This window comes from Chelativorans petroleitrophicus (assembly GCF_025398195.1).
GTDB lineage: Bacteria > Pseudomonadota > Alphaproteobacteria > Rhizobiales > Rhizobiaceae > Chelativorans > Chelativorans petroleitrophicus.
Window position 1 is genome coordinate 204,007 of sequence record NZ_JAODNV010000007.1, and the last position, 19,386, is coordinate 223,392.

General features: G+C 63.4%; 19 protein-coding genes. 8 read left to right on the forward strand and 11 right to left on the reverse strand.

Annotated features, from left to right (window positions below):
* Positions 1 to 54: 54 nt before the first annotated feature.
* The 8 genes from polA to NYR54_RS07145 all read right to left on the reverse strand — a co-directional run bounded on the left by polA (position 55) and on the right by NYR54_RS07145 (position 9,865).
* A complete protein-coding gene (polA, locus tag NYR54_RS07110; protein WP_261514908.1) occupies positions 55 to 2,988 on the reverse strand; it encodes a DNA polymerase I in 2,934 nt (977 codons plus the stop codon).
* Between the two features lie 312 nt (positions 2,989 to 3,300).
* The gene (gene gndA / locus NYR54_RS07115) at positions 3,301 to 4,719 is read right to left on the reverse strand and encodes an NADP-dependent phosphogluconate dehydrogenase (protein ID WP_261514909.1); all 1,419 of its coding nucleotides are present in this window, start codon (positions 4,717 to 4,719) and stop codon (positions 3,301 to 3,303) included.
* Between the two features lie 42 nt (positions 4,720 to 4,761).
* A complete protein-coding gene (locus NYR54_RS07120) occupies positions 4,762 to 5,199 on the reverse strand; it encodes a Fur family transcriptional regulator (RefSeq protein ID WP_261514910.1) in 438 nt (145 codons plus the stop codon).
* A 70-nt stretch (positions 5,200 to 5,269) separates the two neighbouring features.
* Positions 5,270 to 5,956: an ABC transporter ATP-binding protein gene (locus NYR54_RS07125; protein ID WP_261514976.1), complete on the reverse strand. Its 687-nt coding sequence runs from the start codon at positions 5,954 to 5,956 to the stop codon at positions 5,270 to 5,272.
* Positions 5,953 to 6,702 (reverse strand): ABC transporter ATP-binding protein, encoded by a 750-nt coding sequence (locus NYR54_RS07130; protein ID WP_261514911.1) that lies wholly within the window; start codon positions 6,700 to 6,702, stop codon positions 5,953 to 5,955. Before NYR54_RS07130 ends, NYR54_RS07125 begins: the two co-directional genes overlap by 4 nt.
* Complete coding sequence (locus NYR54_RS07135) at positions 6,695 to 7,666, reverse strand: branched-chain amino acid ABC transporter permease (RefSeq protein WP_261514912.1); 972 nt, start codon at positions 7,664 to 7,666, stop codon at positions 6,695 to 6,697. The genes NYR54_RS07130 and NYR54_RS07135 overlap by 8 nt, the downstream gene beginning before the upstream one ends.
* A gap of 5 nt (positions 7,667 to 7,671) precedes the next feature.
* On the reverse strand, positions 7,672 to 8,592 hold the full coding sequence (locus NYR54_RS07140) for a branched-chain amino acid ABC transporter permease (RefSeq protein ID WP_261514913.1): 921 nt from the start codon (positions 8,590 to 8,592) through the stop codon (positions 7,672 to 7,674).
* Positions 8,593 to 8,728: 136 nt separating this feature from the next.
* Positions 8,729 to 9,865, reverse strand: coding sequence for an ABC transporter substrate-binding protein (locus tag NYR54_RS07145; RefSeq protein WP_261514914.1), 1,137 nt, complete (start codon positions 9,863 to 9,865; stop codon positions 8,729 to 8,731).
* Positions 9,866 to 10,078: 213 nt separating this feature from the next.
* On the opposite strand from NYR54_RS07145, the gene NYR54_RS07150 reads away from it, so the two are divergent.
* The 6 genes from NYR54_RS07150 (at position 10,079) to NYR54_RS07175 (ending at position 14,290) form a co-directional block, all read left to right on the forward strand.
* Complete coding sequence (locus NYR54_RS07150) at positions 10,079 to 10,906, forward strand: alpha/beta hydrolase (protein ID WP_261514915.1); 828 nt, start codon at positions 10,079 to 10,081, stop codon at positions 10,904 to 10,906.
* A 44-nt stretch (positions 10,907 to 10,950) separates the two neighbouring features.
* A complete protein-coding gene (locus NYR54_RS07155) occupies positions 10,951 to 11,187 on the forward strand; it encodes an Lrp/AsnC ligand binding domain-containing protein (RefSeq protein WP_261514916.1) in 237 nt (78 codons plus the stop codon).
* A gap of 85 nt (positions 11,188 to 11,272) precedes the next feature.
* Entirely contained in the window at positions 11,273 to 11,962 is a 690-nt protein-coding gene (locus tag NYR54_RS07160; protein ID WP_261514917.1) for a D-lyxose/D-mannose family sugar isomerase, read from the forward strand.
* Positions 11,963 to 12,104: 142 nt separating this feature from the next.
* On the forward strand, positions 12,105 to 12,608 hold the full coding sequence (locus NYR54_RS07165) for a hypothetical protein (RefSeq protein WP_261514918.1): 504 nt from the start codon (positions 12,105 to 12,107) through the stop codon (positions 12,606 to 12,608).
* 178 nt (positions 12,609 to 12,786) lie between these two features.
* Positions 12,787 to 13,059 carry an acyl carrier protein gene (locus NYR54_RS07170; RefSeq protein ID WP_261514919.1) on the forward strand — a complete coding sequence of 91 codons (273 nt, stop codon included), beginning with the start codon at positions 12,787 to 12,789 and terminating at the stop codon, positions 13,057 to 13,059.
* Between the two features lie 4 nt (positions 13,060 to 13,063).
* On the forward strand, positions 13,064 to 14,290 hold the full coding sequence (locus NYR54_RS07175; protein WP_261514920.1) for a beta-ketoacyl-[acyl-carrier-protein] synthase family protein: 1,227 nt from the start codon (positions 13,064 to 13,066) through the stop codon (positions 14,288 to 14,290).
* Here the strand turns inward: NYR54_RS07175 and NYR54_RS07180 are convergent, their stop codons facing one another.
* From NYR54_RS07180 to NYR54_RS07190, 3 genes are all read right to left on the reverse strand, one after another.
* The gene (locus NYR54_RS07180) at positions 14,291 to 15,139 is read right to left on the reverse strand and encodes a C40 family peptidase (RefSeq protein WP_261514921.1); all 849 of its coding nucleotides are present in this window, start codon (positions 15,137 to 15,139) and stop codon (positions 14,291 to 14,293) included. It abuts the gene before it with no gap.
* 1 nt (position 15,140) lies between these two features.
* Positions 15,141 to 15,491: a MarR family winged helix-turn-helix transcriptional regulator gene (locus tag NYR54_RS07185; protein WP_261514922.1), complete on the reverse strand. Its 351-nt coding sequence runs from the start codon at positions 15,489 to 15,491 to the stop codon at positions 15,141 to 15,143.
* Positions 15,492 to 15,554: 63 nt separating this feature from the next.
* On the reverse strand, positions 15,555 to 16,925 hold the full coding sequence (locus NYR54_RS07190; protein ID WP_261514923.1) for a leucyl aminopeptidase family protein: 1,371 nt from the start codon (positions 16,923 to 16,925) through the stop codon (positions 15,555 to 15,557).
* A 111-nt stretch (positions 16,926 to 17,036) separates the two neighbouring features.
* Here NYR54_RS07190 and NYR54_RS07195 point away from each other — a divergent pair, with 111 nt between their 5' ends.
* Complete coding sequence (locus NYR54_RS07195; protein ID WP_423738580.1) at positions 17,037 to 17,867, forward strand: tetratricopeptide repeat protein; 831 nt, start codon at positions 17,037 to 17,039, stop codon at positions 17,865 to 17,867.
* Between the two features lie 167 nt (positions 17,868 to 18,034).
* Positions 18,035 to 19,159, forward strand: coding sequence for an extracellular solute-binding protein (locus NYR54_RS07200; RefSeq protein WP_261514924.1), 1,125 nt, complete (start codon positions 18,035 to 18,037; stop codon positions 19,157 to 19,159).
* The last annotated feature ends 227 nt before the right edge of the window (positions 19,160 to 19,386 follow it).

Here is a 19,386-nt window from a genome sequence, read left to right on the forward strand (position 1 = left end):
CCCTATCATGGGCTGCCCGATCAAATGAAAGAAAAAGCACGCGCCTGACGGGGCTCAGTGGGCCTCGTCCCAATTATCCGCCGCGCGCGCATCCACCTTCAGCGGCACCGAAAGAGCGCGGGCGGGCCAGGCGGCGCCCTCCATCACGGTGCGGATAACGGGGATCGCCCTTTCCACGGCCTCATCCGGCGCCTCGAAGACCAGCTCGTCATGCACCTGCAACAGCATTTGGACATTGCCGAGGCCCGCATCCTGAAGCGCGGCATCCATGCGGATCATCGCGCGACGGATGATGTCCGCCGCCGAGCCTTGAATGGGCGCGTTGATGGCCGCCCGTTCGTTGAAGGCGCGCACGGAAGGGTTCGACGACCGGATTTCCGGATAATAGGCGCGCCTGCCGAAAACCGTCTCCACATAGCCATGCTCGCGGCAGAACGCCTTGGTGTGTTCCATATAGTCACGGATGCCGGGGAAGCGCTCGAAGTAGCGCTTGATGTAGGCGCTTGCTTCCTCGCGTGGGATGCCGAGCTGATTGGCAAGGCCGAAGGCCGAAATGCCATAGATGATGCCGAAATTGATGGCCTTGGCGCGGCGGCGCACCTCCGCTGGCATGCCCTCGATCGGTACGCCGAACATCTCGGATGCCGTCATGGCATGAATGTCCAGGCCGTCAGCGAAGGCCTGCTTCAGCTGCGGGATGTCCGCCACATGGGCCAGAACCCGAAGCTCGATCTGGCTGTAGTCCGCCGAAATGAGCTTCCGCCCGGGCGCTGCCACAAAGGCCGTGCGTATCTTCCGGCCTTCGGCGGTGCGGATTGGGATGTTCTGGAGGTTCGGCTCCGAGGAGGAAAGGCGCCCGGTCGTAGTGGAGGCCAGCGCATAGGAGGTGTGCACCCGGCCCGTATCGGGATTGATGTAGCCCGGCAGCGCATCGGTGTAGGTGGACTTGAGCTTGGTGACCTGCCGCCAATCCACGATTCTGCGTGGCAGCTCGTGCCCCTCGGCCGCCAGTTCCTCCAGCACTTGGGCTGAGGTGGACCATTGGCCGGATTTGGTCTTGGCGCCGCCCGGCAGGCCCATTTTCCCGAAGAGGATTTCTCCAAGCTGCTTCGGCGAGCCGATGGTGAAACGCTCTCCGGCAAGCCGGTAGATCTCCTCCTCCATGGCCGCGGCGGTCTGCGCGAACTCGCCCGACATGCGAGAGAGGATCTGTCGGTCCACCGTGATGCCGCGATGCTCCATGCGGCTGATGACGGAGATCATCGGCCGCTCCAGCCGCTCGTAGACCGAGACCAGCCCTCTTGCGGCAAGCTGCGGCTTTAGTACCTTCCACAGGCGGAAGATGATGTCGGCATTCTCCGCCGCATAGATGGTGGCGCGCTCCAGCTCGATCATGTCGAACGTCGTCTTCGCACGACCTTTGGCCGCCTCCGTGTAGGAAAGCGGCGTGGTGCCGAGCCAGCGCTGTGAAAGCGCATCGAGCCCATGCGCCTGGCTCCCGGCCTCCAGCACATAGGAGATCAGCATCGTATCGTCGTAAGGGGCGATCTCGATGCCGTGCCGGTAAAGAAGCAGCCAGGCATATTTGAGGTTCTGGCCGATCTTGAGTACGGCCGAGTCGTGCAGAAGCGGCTGCAGAACGCCAAGAACGTCGGCAATGGCAAGCTGGCCGTCCACCAGACCGCCGCCCAGCAGGTCTGCTGATCCATCCTTGTGCGCGAGGGGCACATAGGCTGCCCTGCCCGGCGCCGTGGCGAGCGCGATGCCGCACAGCTCTGCCTGCATCGGGTCCGACGAAGTGGTTTCCGCGGTAAGCGCAAGCAGCCCCGTTTCGCGAGCCTCGGCCACCCACTGGTTCAGCGCTTCGAGGTCGCGGATGCAGACATAGCGCGAGCGGTCGAACTGTTTCCCTACGGCAGCCTCCGCGAGCTTGCGCGCGAGCTTCTCGGGCGTCTCGGTCTCCTCAGCACGCTCCGGCGCCACTTCGCCTTCGGCTCCGAGCTCGCCGGTTCCGGTAGCCGGAATGGTGAGGTCCGGTCCGTGCGCCTCCGCCCCCTTCTGCACCTCCACATAGGCAGGTTCGATCGCTGCCGCGTCCGTGCCCGTGGCCTCGGCCACACGGCGCGTGAGCGAGGAAAACTCCATCGCTTTCAGGAAGGCGATCAGCTTTGGTCCGTTGGGAGGATTGAGCGCCAGCGCGTCGAGCGGAAGCTCCACCGGCACGTCATCCTTGAGCCGCACCAGTTCGCGCGAGATGCGCGCCTTCTCCGCATATTCGATCAGGTTCTCGCGGCGCTTGTTCTGCCTGATCTCATGCGCGCGGGAAAGCAGCGTGTCGAGATCGCCATACTCTTCCAGCAGCTGTGCCGCCGTCTTGGGACCGATGCCCGGCACGCCTGGAATATTGTCGATTGAATCGCCGGTCAGCGCCTGGAGATCGATCATCTTTTCCGGCGGCACGCCCCACTTCTCGATCACTTCCGCAATTCCGATCTGCCTGTCCTTCATCGGGTCATACATGGAGACCGTAGGGCGGACGAGCTGCATCAGGTCCTTGTCGGACGAGACGATGGTGGCATCGCCTCCGGCCTCGGTGGCAAGCCTGGCATAGGTGGCAATCAGATCATCGGCCTCATAGCCCTCCATCTCGATGCAGGGCAGGTCAAAAGCGCGCGTTGCTTCCCGGATGAGCCCGAACTGCGGGATGAGATCCTCCGGCGGCTCGGTACGATTGGCCTTGTATTCGGGGAATATCTCGTTGCGGAAGGTCTTCGAGGAATAATCGAAGATGACGGCAAAATGGGTGGGCGTGACGCCAACGGCCGTGTCGCGCGCATCCTTGAGTAGCTTCCACACCATGTTGCAGAAGCCGAGCACTGCGCTGACAGGCAACCCGTCCGACTTGCGGTTGAGCGGGGGCAGAGCGTGATAGGCCCGGAAAATGTAGCCTGAACCGTCTACGAGGAAGAGATGATCGCCATTTTTCATGCGTGAACGGGTAGCGCGCCCTCTCCGGCATGTCCATACAAAGCGCGGCACGGGCGGCAGTCTGCCGTCAGTTCATGACGCTCTCGGCAGGTAACGGAAATATTACGAATGTGTAACCTCACAGCCCTTGAATAGCCACTTTACCGCACGACATATCCGTTACCGGCAATATTCCGCCGAGTCCGGTAAGGCTCGTCCCCCGCCTGTACCGGACAGCTGGCGGCAGCCTCACCCCCCTCTCCGGGCTGCCGCTCATTTCATGCAAGGCCGCCGTGGCTCCCCTCCGCCACGGCGGCACTTCTTTTTTTGGGCTCACCCCTTCGCCCAATTGCCGTGAAATCCCGTTCCTTCGCGGTCGATGCGCTCGAAGCCGTGCGCGCCGAAGAAATCACGCTGCGCCTGGATGAGGTTGGCCGTGCCCCGCGCACGGCGGAAGGTATCGAAATGGGCGAGCGCGGCGGAAAGGGAGGGTACCGGAAGGCCCGCCTCCGCGCTGCGCGCCACCACGCGGCGCAAATGCGGATGAGACGTTTCGATCAGCGATGCAAAGGCAGGCGTCGTCAAGAGGTTCTCCGCCTCCGGGTCCTTCTCGAAGGCAGCCGCGATCTCTCCCAGGAACTGCGAGCGGATGATGCAGCCCGCCCGCCAGATGCGCGCTACCGTGGCAAGCGGAAGATTCCAGCCAAACTCGCGCGAGGCGGCGGCCATGACCGCGAACCCCTGTGCATAGGCGACGATCTTGCCGGCGAACAGCGCCGCCTCGAGGATGGAGAGCGCCTGTTCGGTCACCGGTCCGGCAGACGGCGCCGGTACGCCGAAGCGTCTTTCGGCCGCTTCACGTTCCGCCTTCATGGCCGAGAGGCTGCGCGCCGCAACGGCGGCCTCGATTGCCGTTGCCGGAACTCCCAAGGACTGGGCCTCGATGGCCGACCAGCGCCCGGTGCCCTTCTGCCCGGCACGGTCGAGAATGACATCCACCATGGGCTTGCCCGTGTCGCCGTCCGTCGCGGCGAGCACGGCAGCTGTGATCTCGATGAGGTAGGAGTTGAGCCGGCCTTCGTTCCACTTTGTGAAGATCGGCGCGATCTCGTGCGCTTGCAGCCCATGCCCGTCGCGCAGGATGCCGTAGATCTCGGCAATCATCTGCATGTCGGCATATTCGATGCCGTTGTGGATGGTTTTCACTAGGTGCCCCGCGCCGTCCGGGCCCAGCCAGGCCTGGCAGGCCTCGCCTTCATACCGGGCCGCAATGGCATCGAGAATGGGCGCGATGCGCCGGTAGGACTCCTCCGGGCCGCCGACCATGATGGACGGCCCGTGGCGGGCACCCTCCTCGCCACCCGAAACCCCCATGCCGATAAAGCGTGGACCTGAATCAGCGAGCTCCGCCATGCGCCGGCGCGTGTCACGGAAGTTCGCATTACCGGCATCGATGATGATGTCGTCCCGGTCGAGCAGCGGAAGGAGGGTGGCAATCTGCTCGTCCACCGCGGCGCCGGCAGGCACCATCAGGATTATGGGGCGGGGCCGCTCAATCGCGGCCGTAAGGCCTTCGAGCGTTTCGCACGGAACAATGCGCTCCGAAAGCGGGCCGGCCTCCTGCACGAAGGCGCGCGTGCGCTCGGTCGTGCGGTTGAAAACAGCCACGCGGAAGCCCTTCTCCGCGATGTTGAGCGCCAGATTGGCGCCCATAACGCCAAGGCCGATCAACCCGATATCAGCTTTTATCATGAGACCTTACCTTGCTCGCGCCTTCGCGCTCTCTCGAATGTTCTACTGGCGCTTGCCTCGCCGTTTTCTGCCGTAGAGCTCCAGCCGGTGGTGGACGATATCGTAGCCTAGAGAACGCGCGATCTCGTCCTGCAGGGCTTCGATCCTGGTCGAATGGAATTCGATCACATCGCCTGTGTCGATGTCGATCAGATGGTCATGGTGGCCGCCGCTTGCCTGCTCGAAACGCGCCCTGCCGCCCTCGAATTCATGACGGTGGATGGCGCCGATCTCCTCCAGAAGCTTCATGGTGCGGTAAACCGTGGAAAGCGAGATGCTTTCGTCCACCTCGGAAGCGCGATTGAAGATTTCCATCGCGTCGGGATGGTCCTCCGTCTCCGACAAGATGCGCAGGATGACCTGCCGGGGGCGGGTGATTCGCACGCCGGCCCGCCTCAATTCCTGTTCGTAGTCGTGCTTTCTGCGAACGTTCTCGGCCATGGTCGGACTATGCTTCAGAACCGCTCACCTTGCAAAGCCTGCGCCCCCTTGGTGCCCCGCAGCCGCATCCTCAAACGCCCAGGAAACGCTCCTGCGTCTGCGGGTCGAGCGCGGCAGGTTTGCCCTGCCACATCGTTTGCCCTTTCTCAAGGACAACGCAACGGTCGGCAACCGGAAGAAGCTCCCCCAGCGTCTTGTCGACGATGAGGATCGACTGGCCCTCTTCCTTGAGCGCACGCACGGCGGCCCAGATGTCCTGCCGCACGACGGGCGCGAGGCCCTCCGTGGCCTCGTCCAATATGAGAAGACGCGGGTTGGTCATCAGCGCGCGGCCGATGGCGAGCATCTGCTGCTCTCCGCCCGAGAGCGTGCGGGCCAGTTGCGATCGCCGCTCGGCAAGGCAGGGAAAGAGAGTGTGAACCGCCGCGAGCGTCCAGCGTCCTGCCCGCGCGGTGGCCAGCAGATTTTCTTCCACCGTCAGATTGGCGAAGCAGCGGCGGCCTTCCGGCACCAGCCCGACGCCGAGCCGCGCGACGCGATAGGGCGGCAGCCTTCTCACGTCCTGTCCGGCGAAGCGGATCGTCCCGCCCTGTGCCGGCAGCAGATTGCAGATGGTGCGGATGGTCGTGGTCTTTCCCATGCCGTTGCGGCCCATCAACGCCACGACCTCGCCCTTGGCCATCTGGAACGTAACATCGAACAGCGCCTGCGAGCGGCCGTAAAATGCTTGCACGCGGTCAAGCTCGAGCAGCATTATGCCCCCTCGCCAAGATAGGCTTCTCGCACGGCCGGATGACGGCGGATTTCGGCCGCCGGGCCGCTTGCGATGACGCGGCCATAAACAAGCACCGAAACGCGATCCGCGAGAGCGAAAACCGCGTCCATATCATGCTCCACGAGCAGAATCGGCGCCTGGTGCCGCAGTTCATCCAGGAACGCCGTCAGCTCCCGCGAGCCGTCCGGCCCCATGCCGGCCATGGGCTCATCAAGCAGGAAGACCCTGGCCTCGAGCGCAAGCGCGATGGCGATTTCAAGGCGGCGACGCTCGCCGTGGGAAAGCTCGGCGGCGGGTACATCCGCCCGGTCCTGAAGCCCGACGCGCTGAAGCGCCGCCATGGCGGGCTCGGTTAGGCTGGGATCGCTCATCACCGGGCGGAAGAACCGGAAGCTCGTGCCCTGTCTTGCCTGCACCGCCAGCATCACATTGCGGAGCGCGGAAAATTCCTGCGCGAGCGATGAGACCTGAAAGGTGCGCCCCAGCCCCATGCGTGCCCGCTCCGCAACGCTCAAGGAGCGCACATCCTTTCCGAGAAAGCGTATCTCCCCCTCGTCAGGCGTGAGCGTGCCGGCAATCTGATGGATCAGGGTCGTCTTGCCTGCTCCGTTCGGCCCGATCAGCGCATGAATCTCGCCCGGCATCAGGTCGAAATTGACGCCAACGGCCGCCTTCAGCGCACCGAAGCTCTTGCTGAGATTACGGATTTCCAGCACCGGCTCAGCCATGCTTCGCTCTCCCGGCAAGCATGCCGATGACGCCGCCGCGCGCGAAAAGCACGACAGCCAGCAGGATCAGCCCGAGGAAAAGCTGCCAGTGCTCCGTAATACCTCCCAAGGCATACTCGAAGAGGACATAGAGTGTCGCGCCCGCGAGCGGACCGGCCAAACGCCCGACCCCGCCCAGAATGATGAGGACGATCAGCTCGCCCGACATCTGCCAGGAGAGCATGGAGGGGCTGACGAAGCGGTTGAGATCCGAAAAGAGCGCGCCGGCGAGCGCCGTCACCATTGCCGAGATGACAAAAGCGGCAAGCCGGATGCGATTAGGCGCAATACCCACGGCGGCAAGGCGCTCCGGATTTTGCCGCGCCGCTTCAAGGGCCGCGCCGAAGCGCGAATCGCGCAAGCGCGAGAACACGAGCAGCGCCACCGCAAGCAGGCTGAAGCAGATGAGGAAGAAGGGCATGGGCTTCAGCGTGTTGATGCCGGGAAAGGCGTTCCGCACATAGATCGACAACCCGTCTTCGCCTCCATAGGCCGGCCAGGAGATGGCGAAGTAAAAGATCATCTGCGCGAATGCGAGCGTGATCATGATGAAATAGACGCCGGAGGTGCGCAGCGAGATGACCCCGATGGGCAGCGCAAGCAGGCCCGCCGCGGCCATCGCCACGATCCAGATTACCGGCATCTGGTTCGTGCCGGGAATGCCTAAGAAAAGCGGCATACCGTTAAAGGCGTGCGTGGCAAGAATGCCCGCCGCATAGCCGCCAATGCCGAAAAAGGCCGCATGACCAAAGGAGACGAGCCCGCCAAGTCCGAGCGCGATGTTGAGCCCCGTTGCAGCTAGCGCAAGAATGGTAACGCGCGTGGCGAGCGTGATGAAAAAGGGCTCACCCGCAAGCTGCGCCAAGACGGGAGCGGCAAGAAGCGCAAGGATCAGGCAGGCGTTGACGGTCTGCTCGCGTCTCATGCCGCTCACCGATTAGCCGGAAACAGGCCCTGCGGCCTGACGGCGAGCACCACCGCCATGACGAGATAGATGAGCATGGAGGCAATGGCCGCGCCGACGGTCGCAGCATCGGAGGTTCCCATGAACAGCTCGAAGCCGCGGGGCAGCAGGAATCGGCCGAGCGTATCGGTTACGCCGACCAGCAGCGCGCCCACGAGCGCACCCTTGATGGACCCGATCCCGCCGATGACGATGACGACGAAGGCAAGAATGAGCACCGGCTCGCCCATGCCCACCTGCACCGACTGCAGCGCGCCGACCATGGCGCCCGCAAGACCGGCCAGGGCCGCGCCAAGAGCAAAGACGAGCGTGTAGAGCAGGCCGATATCCACGCCGAGGGCGGCGACCATCTCGCGGTCGGACTCGCCAGCGCGGATGCGCATGCCGAGCCGCGTCTTCGAAACCAGAAGCCAAAGCCCGACGGCGACCAGGATGCCGATGCCGATGATGGCAAGCCTGTAGGCCGAATAGGTTGCCCCGCCCGGCAGCCGCACCGCGCCGCCAAGGGCGGAGGGAATATCCAGATAGAGCGGAAAGGAGCCGAACAGCCAGCGCGCACCCTCGGAGAAAATCAGGATCAGCGCGAAGGTGGCAAGCACCTGATCGAGATGATCGCGGGCGTAGAGGCGGCGGATGACGAGAACTTCGATGATGGCGCCGGCCGCGGCCGCCGCCGCCAGGCTAGCGGCAAGCCCCAGCCAGAACGAGCCAGTGGCCGCCGCAACAATGGCGCAGGCGAACGCCCCCACCATGTAGAGCGAACCGTGCGCCAGGTTGATGAGGCCCATGACGCCGAAAATGAGCGTCAGCCCGGCCGCCATCAGGAACAGCATGAAGCCGAGCTGAAGGCCGTTCAGGAGTTGCTCTATGAACAGGGCGGCGGACAAGGAGAGGCCTGTGGCGACTTGCGATGGTGGAAACGTGCAGGGTGGCGGCCGCGCCCTTTACCTTAATCCCATACCTCTCCCTCCTGCAGGAGGGAGAGGTATGGGCGCGCCGCAGCCAGCGTGGTTCGCAAGCAGGTTACAGCCCGCACTCCGCCGCGTAGGCATCCTTGTGGTCCGTGAACGCCGTTCCGATGATCCGGTTCGTGATCACGTCGCCCTCCTTCACCACCTCGCGCACATAGATGTCCTGTACCGGGTGATTGTTGGAGTTGAAGCTGAACTTGCCGCGGACCGAGTCGAAATCCGCCTCCTTGAGCGCTGCCCTGAACGCCTCCTTGTCCTTCACGCTCGCCTTTTCAAGCGCGGAGAGGATCAGCCTGGCGGTATCATAAGCTTGCGCGGCATAGACCGAGGGCAGCCGGTCGTACTTGGCTTGGAACGCCTCGACAAAGGCCTTGTTGGCCGCGTTGTCCAAATCCTTAGACCATGATGCGGAGTTCTTCACGCCGAGCGCAGCTTCGCCCACGGCCGGCAGAACGTCCTGGCTGAAGGAGAAGGCAGGGCCGGTGAGCGGAATATCGAGCCCGGACTGGGAATACTGCTTCGTGAAAGCAATCCCCATGCCGCCGGGCAGGAAGAAGAAGACCGAATCGGCGCCCGAGGCGCGGATCTGCGCGATCTCAGCAGCATAGTCCGTCTGGCCGAGCTGGGTGTAGACCTCGCCTGCAAGCTCCTTCTTGTAATAGCGCTTGAAGCCCGTCAGCGAATCCTGGCCCGCCGGATAGTTCGGCGCCAGGATGAAGGTCTTCTCGAAGGTGTCGTTGGCGTACTGGCCCATCGCCTCGTGGAAATTGTCGTTCTGGTAGGCGACGTTGAAATAGTTCTCATGGCACATCGAGCCGGCGAGCTGCGACGGGCCGGCATTGACCGACAGGTAGAAAACGCCCTGGTTGACCGCGTTCGGCACGACGGCCATGGCGAGATTCGACCAGATGATGCCCGTCAGGATATCGACCTGATCGCTCTGGATCATCTTGTCGGCGATCTGCACCGCTAGTTCCGGCTTTTGAGCATCGTCCTCGATGACGACTTCAACCTCGTTGTTTCCGGACTCTTCGATAGCGAGCATGAAACCGTCGCGCGCGTCGACGCCGAGGCCAGCGCCCCCGCCCGAAAGCGTCGTGATCATGCCGATCTTGACGGGTTCGGCCATGGCCGGCCCGGCGAAGCCGAAGATGAGTGCCGAAAGGCCGGCAGCAAGGACGCCTTTCATGAATGTCTCCCCCTGTTGTCTCGTCGCGTTTCTCTCATGCGGGCCTGCGAGGCGTTCCCGCAGCTGGGCAAATAGTTTCATATTGAGCGCTCCGCGCAAGCCTGTTCTTGCACTTTCTTTCGCCCATTTCAGCGCGAAGCCTCATTAGGCGTAAGCGGGATGACATGTCACTTCGCCGGCGTTATGGACGGAGAAAGCCTTAGGGAGGGAACCTTGCTTGAACGGACGATCACCGACTGGGACGACGCCTACACCAACGCCGCCTATATTCCGGGCGGCGACAGCTGGCCTGAACGGTGGGCGGCGCAGGCCGCGCGGTTCCGCGAGTCGATACAGGCATCCCGGGCGGAACTGGATCTCGCTTATGGCGAGGGGCCGCGGAACCGCCTCGATCTGTTCCGGCCCGAAAGGTCACCCAAGGGCCTCGTCGTCTTCATCCATGGCGGCTATTGGCTCAAATTCGACAAAAGCTACTGGTCGCATCTTGCCGCGGGCCCCTTGGCACACGGCTTCGCAGTAGCACTTCCGTCCTATACGCTTTGCCCACAAAACCGCATTTCCGGCATTACGGCGGAAGTGGCCCGCGCCATCGCCTTTGCGGCGGAGCGGGTGGCCGGACCCATCTTCCTCGCCGGGCATTCGGCGGGTGGACATCTCGTCACCCGCATGATCTCGGCCACGTCGCCGCTTGCTCTCGAAATCCAAGAGCGCATTGCAAGAACGGTTTCGATTTCGGGCCTCCACGACCTGCGCCCACTGATGATGACGGCGATGAACGAGGGGCTGAGGCTCGACGATGCGGAAGCGCTGGCGGAGAGTCCAGCCCTGCTGCGTCCGATGCCGAAAGCACGGCTCATCGCCTGGGTGGGAGCGGCGGAACGATCGGAGTTCCTGCGGCAGAATGCTTTGATCGCCAATATCTGGGTGGGCCTCGGCGCAAGCACGGCTGCAGTCGTGGAGCCGGACCGCCACCATTTCAACATCGTCGACGGCCTGATAGAGGCGGACCATCCGCTCACGAGGACGCTGTTGACAGAGTAAATCGAGACTCTACTCTCGCATAACCCGAGTTTCGGAAGGATGTCATGAGACCCGTTTTCGTCCAGTTGCGCTGCGAGCCCGGCAAGACCTACGAGGTGGCCGACGAGCTCTACAAGCGCGAGATCGCCTCTGAGCTTTATTCCACCAGCGGCGACTACGACCTGCTGCTCAAGGTCTATATCGAGGACGGGGTGGACATCGGAAAATTCGTGAACGAGAAGATCGCCAATGTGCCGGGCATTGTGCGCTCGCTGACGACGCTCACTTTCAAGGCGTTCTGATCGCCAAAGATTTGGCCGGCCCAAGGCAGGGTTGGCTGCCCCGCCCGCTTGGTATAGGACGAGACCGCTCGCGGAGGTACCCGTCATGAAACGATCGAGGGTCAACGACATTCTGCGCGAAGGAGCAGGCTTCATCCGTTCCTTCGGCTATGCCCTGCCACCGTTTGCGGACTGGACCCCGGCGGAGATGAAGGCGCGTCGCGCCGAGATCGACGGCATCGTCAAGGCCCGCCTCGGCTGGGACATCACCGACTATGGCGGAGGCGATTTCGCCACGAAGGGGCTTTTCCTCTTCACCGTGCGCAATGGCGATGCCGCAGCGCTCAAGGAGGGCCGCGGTATGCTTTATGCGGAAAAGATCATGATCTCCCGCCGCGATCAGCTTTCCCCCATGCACCGCCACGTGGTGAAAGCCGAGGACATCATCAATCGCGGCGGCGGCACGCTGTGCATCAAGCTTCACGCCTCCGCGCCCGACGGCAGCGTTGACCCAGAATCGCCCGTCACGGTTCCATGCGACGGCATTCTGCGCAGCTTCGAGGCGGGTGGGATCCTGCGCCTTTCCCCAGGCGAGAGCGTGACGCTGCTGCCCGGTGTCTGGCACGCGTTCTGGGCCGAGGACTCCGACGTTCTGATTGGGGAGGTCTCGACGGTGAACGACGACCTGACCGACAACGTCTTTGCCGAACCGGTGTCCCGTTTCTCGGAAATCGAGGAGGACGAAGAGCCCTACCGCCTGCTCGTTTCCGACTACCCTGCCTGGTTGGGGGAGTGACGGCAGCCCGCGAACGACTGCTGGACCGGCGCATCCGGGCCACATGCGGACGCGAGGCGGGGTGCCGTCTGCCCCGATGGAACCGCTGCCTGAGGCAACCGTTGCGGTTTCAAGCCCGCGAAATCTCTGGGAGAACGATGTGATGCCCTTAATGGAAGCGCGTGAAAACGTGTTTGCCGAATCCTTCGGCAAGGCTCTGCTTGTCCTGGCAGTGCTCGCCTTCCTGCTTGTGCCGCTCGCCTACCATCCGCTACTGGCGCAGGGGCTGGACAGGGAAGGGGCGATCGACGCCATCGTCGGGTCGGACGTGAAAACCGACCAGACGAGCAAGAAAGCGCAGACCGAACGCATTCTGGCAGCCATCGAGAACACCCGGGAGAGCGCGGAGAAAGTCCGCAAAACCTTCAGCCTCAACACGCTGGAGATCGTCTACGTGCCGGACCTGGGCGACGAAGACGGCGTCATCGAACGGGCCATGGCCAAGCAGGAGGCGGAAATCGAAACCTTGCGCGAGTCCATCGAAGGCAGCGCCATGTTCTACCACGCCATCGATTCGCGCTCGATCCTCCTTCGCGACGTGATCGCGGTGGAATTTGCCGAGGATGACACCGTGACGATATTTGTGAACGGCACCGGAGAGGAATAGCCAGTCCATTGCGGCGAAATCGGCAAATTGACCGGTCGCCCGCCACACATTCGGCACAGCGGCATCAACATACTTGCCGGAATGCCCGGATTACGGTCATATGACTGCAGAACGGGGGAATCCATTTTCATCGCACCGGACGACGGCGATGGAAAGATAGCAAATCGCTGGAGGACAGATGGGCGTGGACGGCCATGAGCCACTTGATGCTTTGGGGGAAAGCATCCTTGCCAGGATACGGGAACACAGCGAAGAGCCGTCCAGCGTCAATCTTGACACGCCGCTTTCGCATTTGGGCATTCACTCCCTCGAGCTGACGGAAATCATCTTCGACCTGGAGGAAGATTTCGGGATTGAAATCGAGATGAACACGGCGCAAGCGTGGGAGAATCTCGAAAAGGTCCGGGACATCGTCGAAGCCGTGCGAACGCTGGTGAATGCGAAATCCTGACCCGATGAGCAGCCGGCATCCCGAATCCCGCATCGTCATCACCGGACTGGGCGGCATATGCGCATTGGGCACGAATGCGGAGGCCATCTGGCATGCGATGCGGGAAGGCCGTTGCGGCATCGGGCCGATTGAGAATGCCGAACTGCACGAGGTGAAGATTCGGGTGGGCGCCGAGATCAAGGCCCTGCCTGACCATGGCATCGAGCACAAGCGGTTGGTCACCATGGACCGCTTCAGCCTGCTCGCCGTTATCGCTGCGGGCGAGGCGCTGGCCCAGGCGGGGCTTTCCGTCAATGCCGGAAACGCGCATCGCATGGGCGCCGTCGTGGGCGTGGGCGTCTGCGGCTGGGAGGCCATTGAGGAAAGCTACCGCTCCATCCTGGTGGACGGCAAAAACCGCATCGGCATCTTCAGCGTGCCGCGCTGCATGCCGGGGGCTCCCGCCGGGCAGATATCGATGGTGCATGGCCTGACCGGCCCCGTCTTCGGCGTCACTTCCGCATGCGCCTCGGCAAACCATGCCATCGCGGCGGCGGTCGATCAGCTTCGCCTAGGCCGTGCTGACGTGATGCTGGCCGGCGGCACCGACGCGCCGCTGATCTACGGTATTCTGAAAGGCTGGGAGGCACTGCGCGTTCTGGCGCCTGACACCTGCCGCCCCTTCTCCGCCGACCGTCAGGGGCTCGTGCTCGGCGAAGGCGCGGGGATAGTCGTTTTGGAACGGCTGGAGCATGCCGAGGCGCGGGGCGCGCCCATTCTGGCCGAACTTGCAGGCGTGGGGCTTTCGGCCGACGCCGCTGACATCGTCGCACCCACGCTGGAAGGCCCTGTCCGCGCAATGCGGGCCTGCCTTGAGGATGCGGGCCTTTCCCCCGATGCGGTGGATTACATCAACGCCCACGGCACAGGCACCAAGGCGAACGACCGGCTGGAGACGGAGGCGATCAAGCAGGTCTTCGGCCCTCATGCGGAAAAGCTCTCGGTTTCATCCACGAAGTCGATGCACGGTCACTGCTTGGGCGCTTCCGGCGCGATCGAACTGATCGCCTGCGTAAACGCGGTACGAGAAGGCGTCATTCCACCCACCATCGGCTTTCGCGAACGCGATCCTGAATGCGATCTTGACGTGACGCCCAATAAGGCGCGTGAGCGCCCCGTGCGCGCCGCCGTCAGCAACAGTTTCGCCTTTGGCGGCACTAACGCGGTGGTCGCGGTGAAGGAATTCTCCTGATCAGTCCGGCCGGCGATAGATAACGGGCGCACCGTAGAGTGGCTCGATGCGCTGAATCGCCGCTGCCAACGGCTCGCGCTCGACGATCATGCCGTGGCCGCTAGCGTGAATGATGTTTTCTCCATCCGTCATGATGGCGACATGACCGCGCCAGAAGACAAGATCGCCGCGCCGAAGAGTCGCCCTCGGATCAATCGCCCGGCCGATTTCTTTCGCCTGCATGTCGGTATCGCGAGACACGCGCTGGCCAGCCATGAAAAGGGAAAGCTGGACGAGGCCCGAGCAGTCGATCCCGAAACCGCTCGCCCCCCCCCATAAATAGGGCGTATGCACAAACTGTTCCGCCACCGAAACGAAGTCGGAGGCATGTTCGTTAATCGGCCTCAGGTGCTTTGCGATCATCGCGCCACCTGAGGAAAGCAGAAAATAGCGCGTGCTGCGCTTTTCGGCTTCGCCCACCACCGTTATCCGCGCGCCCATCGAATAGGCCGCAATCGGCGGCGTCTTCAATTCCGGTTCCGGATAGACAAAGCTGCGCGGTGCGGAGACTACATGCGTGGGCGCCGGTCCGGGACTGCCAAGCATCGTATCGACCACGTAACCGACATAGCCATCGCGCTCCGCCTGGATCCAGCTCCAGCCATCCTTGCTCTCAAAGACGAGCACCGTATCGCCGTGGAGGAGCTGCGTGTCCATGCCCACCGTGACGCTCGGCGCGGAATGCACGTTTGCCACGGGTGCCGCAACCATTGCCGGCCGGCCTTCCACATAATGCTGCGCCTCGACCCGTCCTTTCAGGCGCGCGTCCGCAAGGTCGCTTCGGTAAGCGTGAAGGCGGCGGTCCAGCATATTAAGGCGAAAGCTCCCGCGCTTTCTCGACGATCACATCGCCGAAGCGCTCCACGAACAGCGCGCCCTCGACCGTCCGCCGGATGAGCACGTTGCGCCGGTCGCGCTCGTCACGCCGGCGGGACACCAGTTTCAGCGCGCTCATCGTGTCCAGCGCGCGTGTAATCACTGGCTTCGTTACCTTCAGCTTCTCGGCCAGGCCGCGCACCGTGTGCGGCGGTGGATCAAGATAGATGGTGAGGAGGATCGCAAGCTGCCGCTCCGTCAGATCGGGCATCCCGGCGCGCACCTCGTAAAGGCACACCTGCTGCCACAATCGCAGCGCCTGACTCGGTCTGAGCATAACCGGCATACGCTCGTCCGCAATCGTTTCGGTCCCGTATCATTAGGCGCGAATGTGGCAGATGCAAGACGCTTATGCCCCATAACGCTGCCGCAGAACGGCCTCGATCGCCCGTATTCCCTGTGCCTCGCCCCCTTGCGGGCAGGTGGGCTTCTCATCCGGCGACCAGCCGAAGATGTCGAAATGCGCCCAGCGGGCCGCCTTTTCGACAAAGCGCTCAAGGAACAGCGCCGCCGTGACGGAGCCAGCGAAACCATCCTTGGTGACGTTGTTGATGTCCGCCACCTTCGACCGCAATTTCTCCGCATAGGGTCGCCAGAGCGGCAGGCGCCACAACGGATCCGCCGTTTGCACGGACGCGGCGGAGAGTGCGGCGGCAAGTTCTTCGTCGCGGGCGTAGAAGGGCGGCACATCCGGACCCAGCGCCACGCGGGCTGCGCCCGTCAGCGTGGCCATGTCGATCAGGAGGTCGGGCGCTTCCTCGTCAGCGAGCGCGAGAGCGTCGGCAAGAACCAGCCGTCCTTCCGCATCCGTGTTTCCGATTTCAATGGTAAGCCCCTTGCGGCTTTTCAGAATGTCGCCGGGGCGGAACGCCCCAGCCGAGATGGAATTCTCCACCGCCGGGATGAGCACGCGCAGGCGCACCGGCAGTTTTCCCGCCATCACCATGGATGCAAGGCCCAGCACATTGGCCGCGCCGCCCATGTCCTTCTTCATCAGAAGCATGGAACTCGCCGGCTTGATGTCCAGCCCGCCCGTGTCGAAGCACACGCCCTTACCCACCAGCGTCACCTTTGGCGCCGATTCCGCGCCCCAGCGCATGTCGATCAGCCGCGGCGCGACAAGACCGGCGCGGCCGACGGCGTAAATCATTGGAAAGTTGTTCTCGACCAGCGCCTCGCCAGTGGTGACCGAGATTTCCGCCGCATGGCGGGCGGCAAGCGCGCGGGCGGCTTCCTCCAGCGCATCGGGCCCCATGTCGTTGGCCGGCGTGTTGATGAGATCGCGCGCAAGAAACGTCCCTTCAGCAAGTCGCCGGGCTGCCTCCACATCCGCACCGTCGGGCGCGGCGAAGCGGATGTCGGGCGTCGCCTTGGCGCCGTAGCGCGTAAAGGCATAGCCGCCGAGCAGCAACGCGAGCACGCAAAGCTGAGGCGCCTTTGGCGGGTTGGCAAAATGCCAGTCGCCAGCCGGCAGCTTACGGGCAAGCTTGCCATAGACGAGCGGCGACGGTTCCCCTCCACCGAGTCCGAAAAAGGCGCCGGAAAGTGCCCCTTCATTGCCGGGGATGGTCAGCACCGCCCCTTCCGCACCGGTAAAGCCGTTCGCCCTGGCCCAAGCGCAGGCGGCGGAAGTCGCGCCTGATTCTTCCAGCGCCCCGCCTGAAACGAGATAGACGGGCAATGAAGTGTTGGTTTTTTCGCCAAGAAGCGTCAGCGGCATCGGAACGTCCTTTTCGCAGAGGAGCGGAACCCAGAGCGGATTAACACTCCGTTAGGGTTAACGGAATACTTCTACGGAAGAATAAGGACGTGAAGCAGCTGGAGCGGGCGGGTGAAAGCTGAGAGGGTAGCCGGGCGGGGCAAGGCGTACGCCAGATTTTTCGCAGCAGCGGCTTTAGCGCTGACGCTCGCCACCGCCGGTTGCGCGCACAGGGACCGAAACATCACAACCGGATCGGTCTCCGCCGGCGCTGCCGCGAACGCCGATATCGCCTCCATGTCCATGCCGCAACTGACGGCGGCGGCCCGCAGTCTGGGTAACCGCTACATCCGCAATCCGAAGGACAAGGCGGTGGCGCTCCGTTATGCGAGCGTCCTGCAGATGAGCGGGCACGTGAACCAGTCCTTGGCGGTCATGCGCAAGCTTGCGATCGATTATCCTGAGGATCGCGAAGTCCTGGCAGCCTACGGCAAGGCTCTGGCGGCGGCAGGCGAGCTGGAGCCAGCGCTCGATGCGGTGCGCCGCGCACAGACGCCGGAATATCCCGACTGGCGACTGCTTTCTGCCGAGGGCGCCATCCTCGACCAACTCGGGCAGGCGGAAGCCGCCCGCGCGCTTTACCGCCGCGCGCTCGACCTTCAACGCGACGAGCCGTCCGTGCTGTCGAATCTCGGCATGTCCTATCTCCTGGAAGGCGATCTCAGGACGGCGGAAATCTACATGGCGAAGGCTGCCGCGGCACCTGGCGCCGACAGTCGCGTGCGCCAGAACCTCGCCCTCGTGGTCGGGCTTCAGGGAAGGTTCGCCGAGGCCGAGCAGATTGCGCGCCAGGAACTGTCTCCCGAGCAGGCCGAGGCCAACATAGCCTACCTGCGCGCCATGCTTGCGCAGAATGACAGCTGGACCGAGATAGCCCGGGAAGACGACGGTCGGCGCGGCTGAGAGGCGCGTCAAGCACCCATCCGCGACGCCGAAACGACCGACTTTGCATCGACATTTAGAGCCGTGTCCGGCACGCGCATTTTCGTTGCCCGTCGGTCATCTCCATGTAACATATCGCCCTTAACCGTTGTGCACACTCGCGCAGGGGCAACAGGGAGAAACTGCAAATGACAATGGTCACAAGGCGTGCATTCCTTCAGGGGGCGGCATCCGCGGCGGGGTTCGCGCTGGCGGCACCTTACATCTCGCGCAGCTACGCGCAGGGATCGTCGGGCGTCGTCAACATCTTCGCCTGGGCCGGCTACATCAATGACGAGATGCTGAGCGCCTTCGAGAAGGCAACGGGGATCAAGGCCAGCTTCACCCCGTATGGCACGAATGACGAACTGCTGAACCAGCTTCGCGCCAACAACGGCGCCGGATTCGACATCATCTGGCCGACCGTCGACCGCGTACCGAACTACGTCGAGTTCGGCCTCGTCCAGCCGATCGACGAATCCAAGGTTGATGTCGACAAGTGCCTGCCGAGCGCCTGGTCGAACTCCGAAAATCTCGGCGCGGTGATCGACGGCAAACGCTATCAGGTCCCCACCGACTGGGGCACCGAGGCGATCGCCTTCGACAAGGACCAGGCCCCGCTCGAATACGGCACCGCTTCCTATGGCGACATCTGGAAGCCCGAGATGGCTGGAAAGGCGACCGTGCGCGCGCATTCCGCCCTGGTCGGCCTTGGCCTCTGGCTGGAGGCCGAGGGCAAGCTGCCGATGCCCATGGTGGAGGCCTTCAAGTCCGAAGAGAACATGACGGCGATCTACGACGTCATCATCGAGGAGGCGATCGCCCGCAAGGCCAACATCGCACAGTTCTGGAACAACGAGAACGAGGCTCAGGGCGCCTTCCGCGTCAATGGCTGCGCCATCGGCCAGACATGGGACTCGACCGCCGCGGCGCTCGCCAGGGAGGGCCTGCCGGTCGGCTTCATTGCGCCGAAGGAAGGCGCGCTCACCTGGATGGAAGGCGTTGCCATCCCGTCCGGCGCGGAAAACGTCGAGCAGGCCTATGCCTTCATCAATTGGTTCCTGACGCCCGAGGCCGGCGCCATGTACACCAACGCCACCTCGATCAACTCCACCGCTGTGGGCGCAGCCGACCTGATCTCGGACGAGGCCAAGGCCTTCTTCGCCGCCGCCTATCCGGGCGATGCGCTGGACAAGCTGTGGTGGTGGCCGATCCAGGAGAGCTGGTTCGTCGCCAAGCGCAACGAGTATCAGGACCGCTTCCTCTCGGCGTGAGGCGTTTTCGGAAGGGGGACCGTGGCCTCGCTACCGCGGGGCCCTGTCGCCCAAGGGCTTGGGCAATGCGTCCAGGCCCTTGGAATGTTTTCTGTTCTGTCCACGAAACTGCGGATCGGCCCATCTTCCGGCTTGCAGAGAAGGTAGCTGTTTCAATATGTTAGCCAACAGCTAAGCTTATAGAAACCGTAAGGGAGGGGGCAGGTAGTGAGCATTCTGGGAAATTT

What these genes read in the sequence shown, in the direction of transcription:
- NYR54_RS07175 (WP_261514920.1), top strand. Translation starts at nt 13,064, where the DNA reads ATGAGCAGCCGGCATCCCGAATCCCGCATCGTCATCACCGGACTGGGC.
- NYR54_RS07200 (WP_261514924.1), top strand. Translation starts at nt 18,035, where the DNA reads ATGACAATGGTCACAAGGCGTGCATTCCTTCAGGGGGCGGCATCCGCG.
- NYR54_RS07190 (WP_261514923.1), bottom strand. Translation starts at nt 16,925, where the DNA reads ATGCCGCTGACGCTTCTTGGCGAAAAAACCAACACTTCATTGCCCGTC.
- gndA (WP_261514909.1), bottom strand. Translation starts at nt 4,719, where the DNA reads ATGATAAAAGCTGATATCGGGTTGATCGGCCTTGGCGTTATGGGCGCC.
- NYR54_RS07145 (WP_261514914.1), bottom strand. Translation starts at nt 9,865, where the DNA reads ATGAAAGGCGTCCTTGCTGCCGGCCTTTCGGCACTCATCTTCGGCTTC.
- NYR54_RS07165 (WP_261514918.1), top strand. Translation starts at nt 12,105, where the DNA reads ATGCCCTTAATGGAAGCGCGTGAAAACGTGTTTGCCGAATCCTTCGGC.
- NYR54_RS07135 (WP_261514912.1), bottom strand. Translation starts at nt 7,666, where the DNA reads ATGAGACGCGAGCAGACCGTCAACGCCTGCCTGATCCTTGCGCTTCTT.
- NYR54_RS07130 (WP_261514911.1), bottom strand. Translation starts at nt 6,702, where the DNA reads ATGGCTGAGCCGGTGCTGGAAATCCGTAATCTCAGCAAGAGCTTCGGT.
- NYR54_RS07120 (WP_261514910.1), bottom strand. Translation starts at nt 5,199, where the DNA reads ATGGCCGAGAACGTTCGCAGAAAGCACGACTACGAACAGGAATTGAGG.
- NYR54_RS07155 (WP_261514916.1), top strand. Translation starts at nt 10,951, where the DNA reads ATGAGACCCGTTTTCGTCCAGTTGCGCTGCGAGCCCGGCAAGACCTAC.
- NYR54_RS07160 (WP_261514917.1), top strand. Translation starts at nt 11,273, where the DNA reads ATGAAACGATCGAGGGTCAACGACATTCTGCGCGAAGGAGCAGGCTTC.
- polA (WP_261514908.1), bottom strand. Translation starts at nt 2,988, where the DNA reads ATGAAAAATGGCGATCATCTCTTCCTCGTAGACGGTTCAGGCTACATT.
- NYR54_RS07170 (WP_261514919.1), top strand. Translation starts at nt 12,787, where the DNA reads ATGGGCGTGGACGGCCATGAGCCACTTGATGCTTTGGGGGAAAGCATC.
- NYR54_RS07180 (WP_261514921.1), bottom strand. Translation starts at nt 15,139, where the DNA reads ATGCTGGACCGCCGCCTTCACGCTTACCGAAGCGACCTTGCGGACGCG.
- NYR54_RS07185 (WP_261514922.1), bottom strand. Translation starts at nt 15,491, where the DNA reads ATGCCGGTTATGCTCAGACCGAGTCAGGCGCTGCGATTGTGGCAGCAG.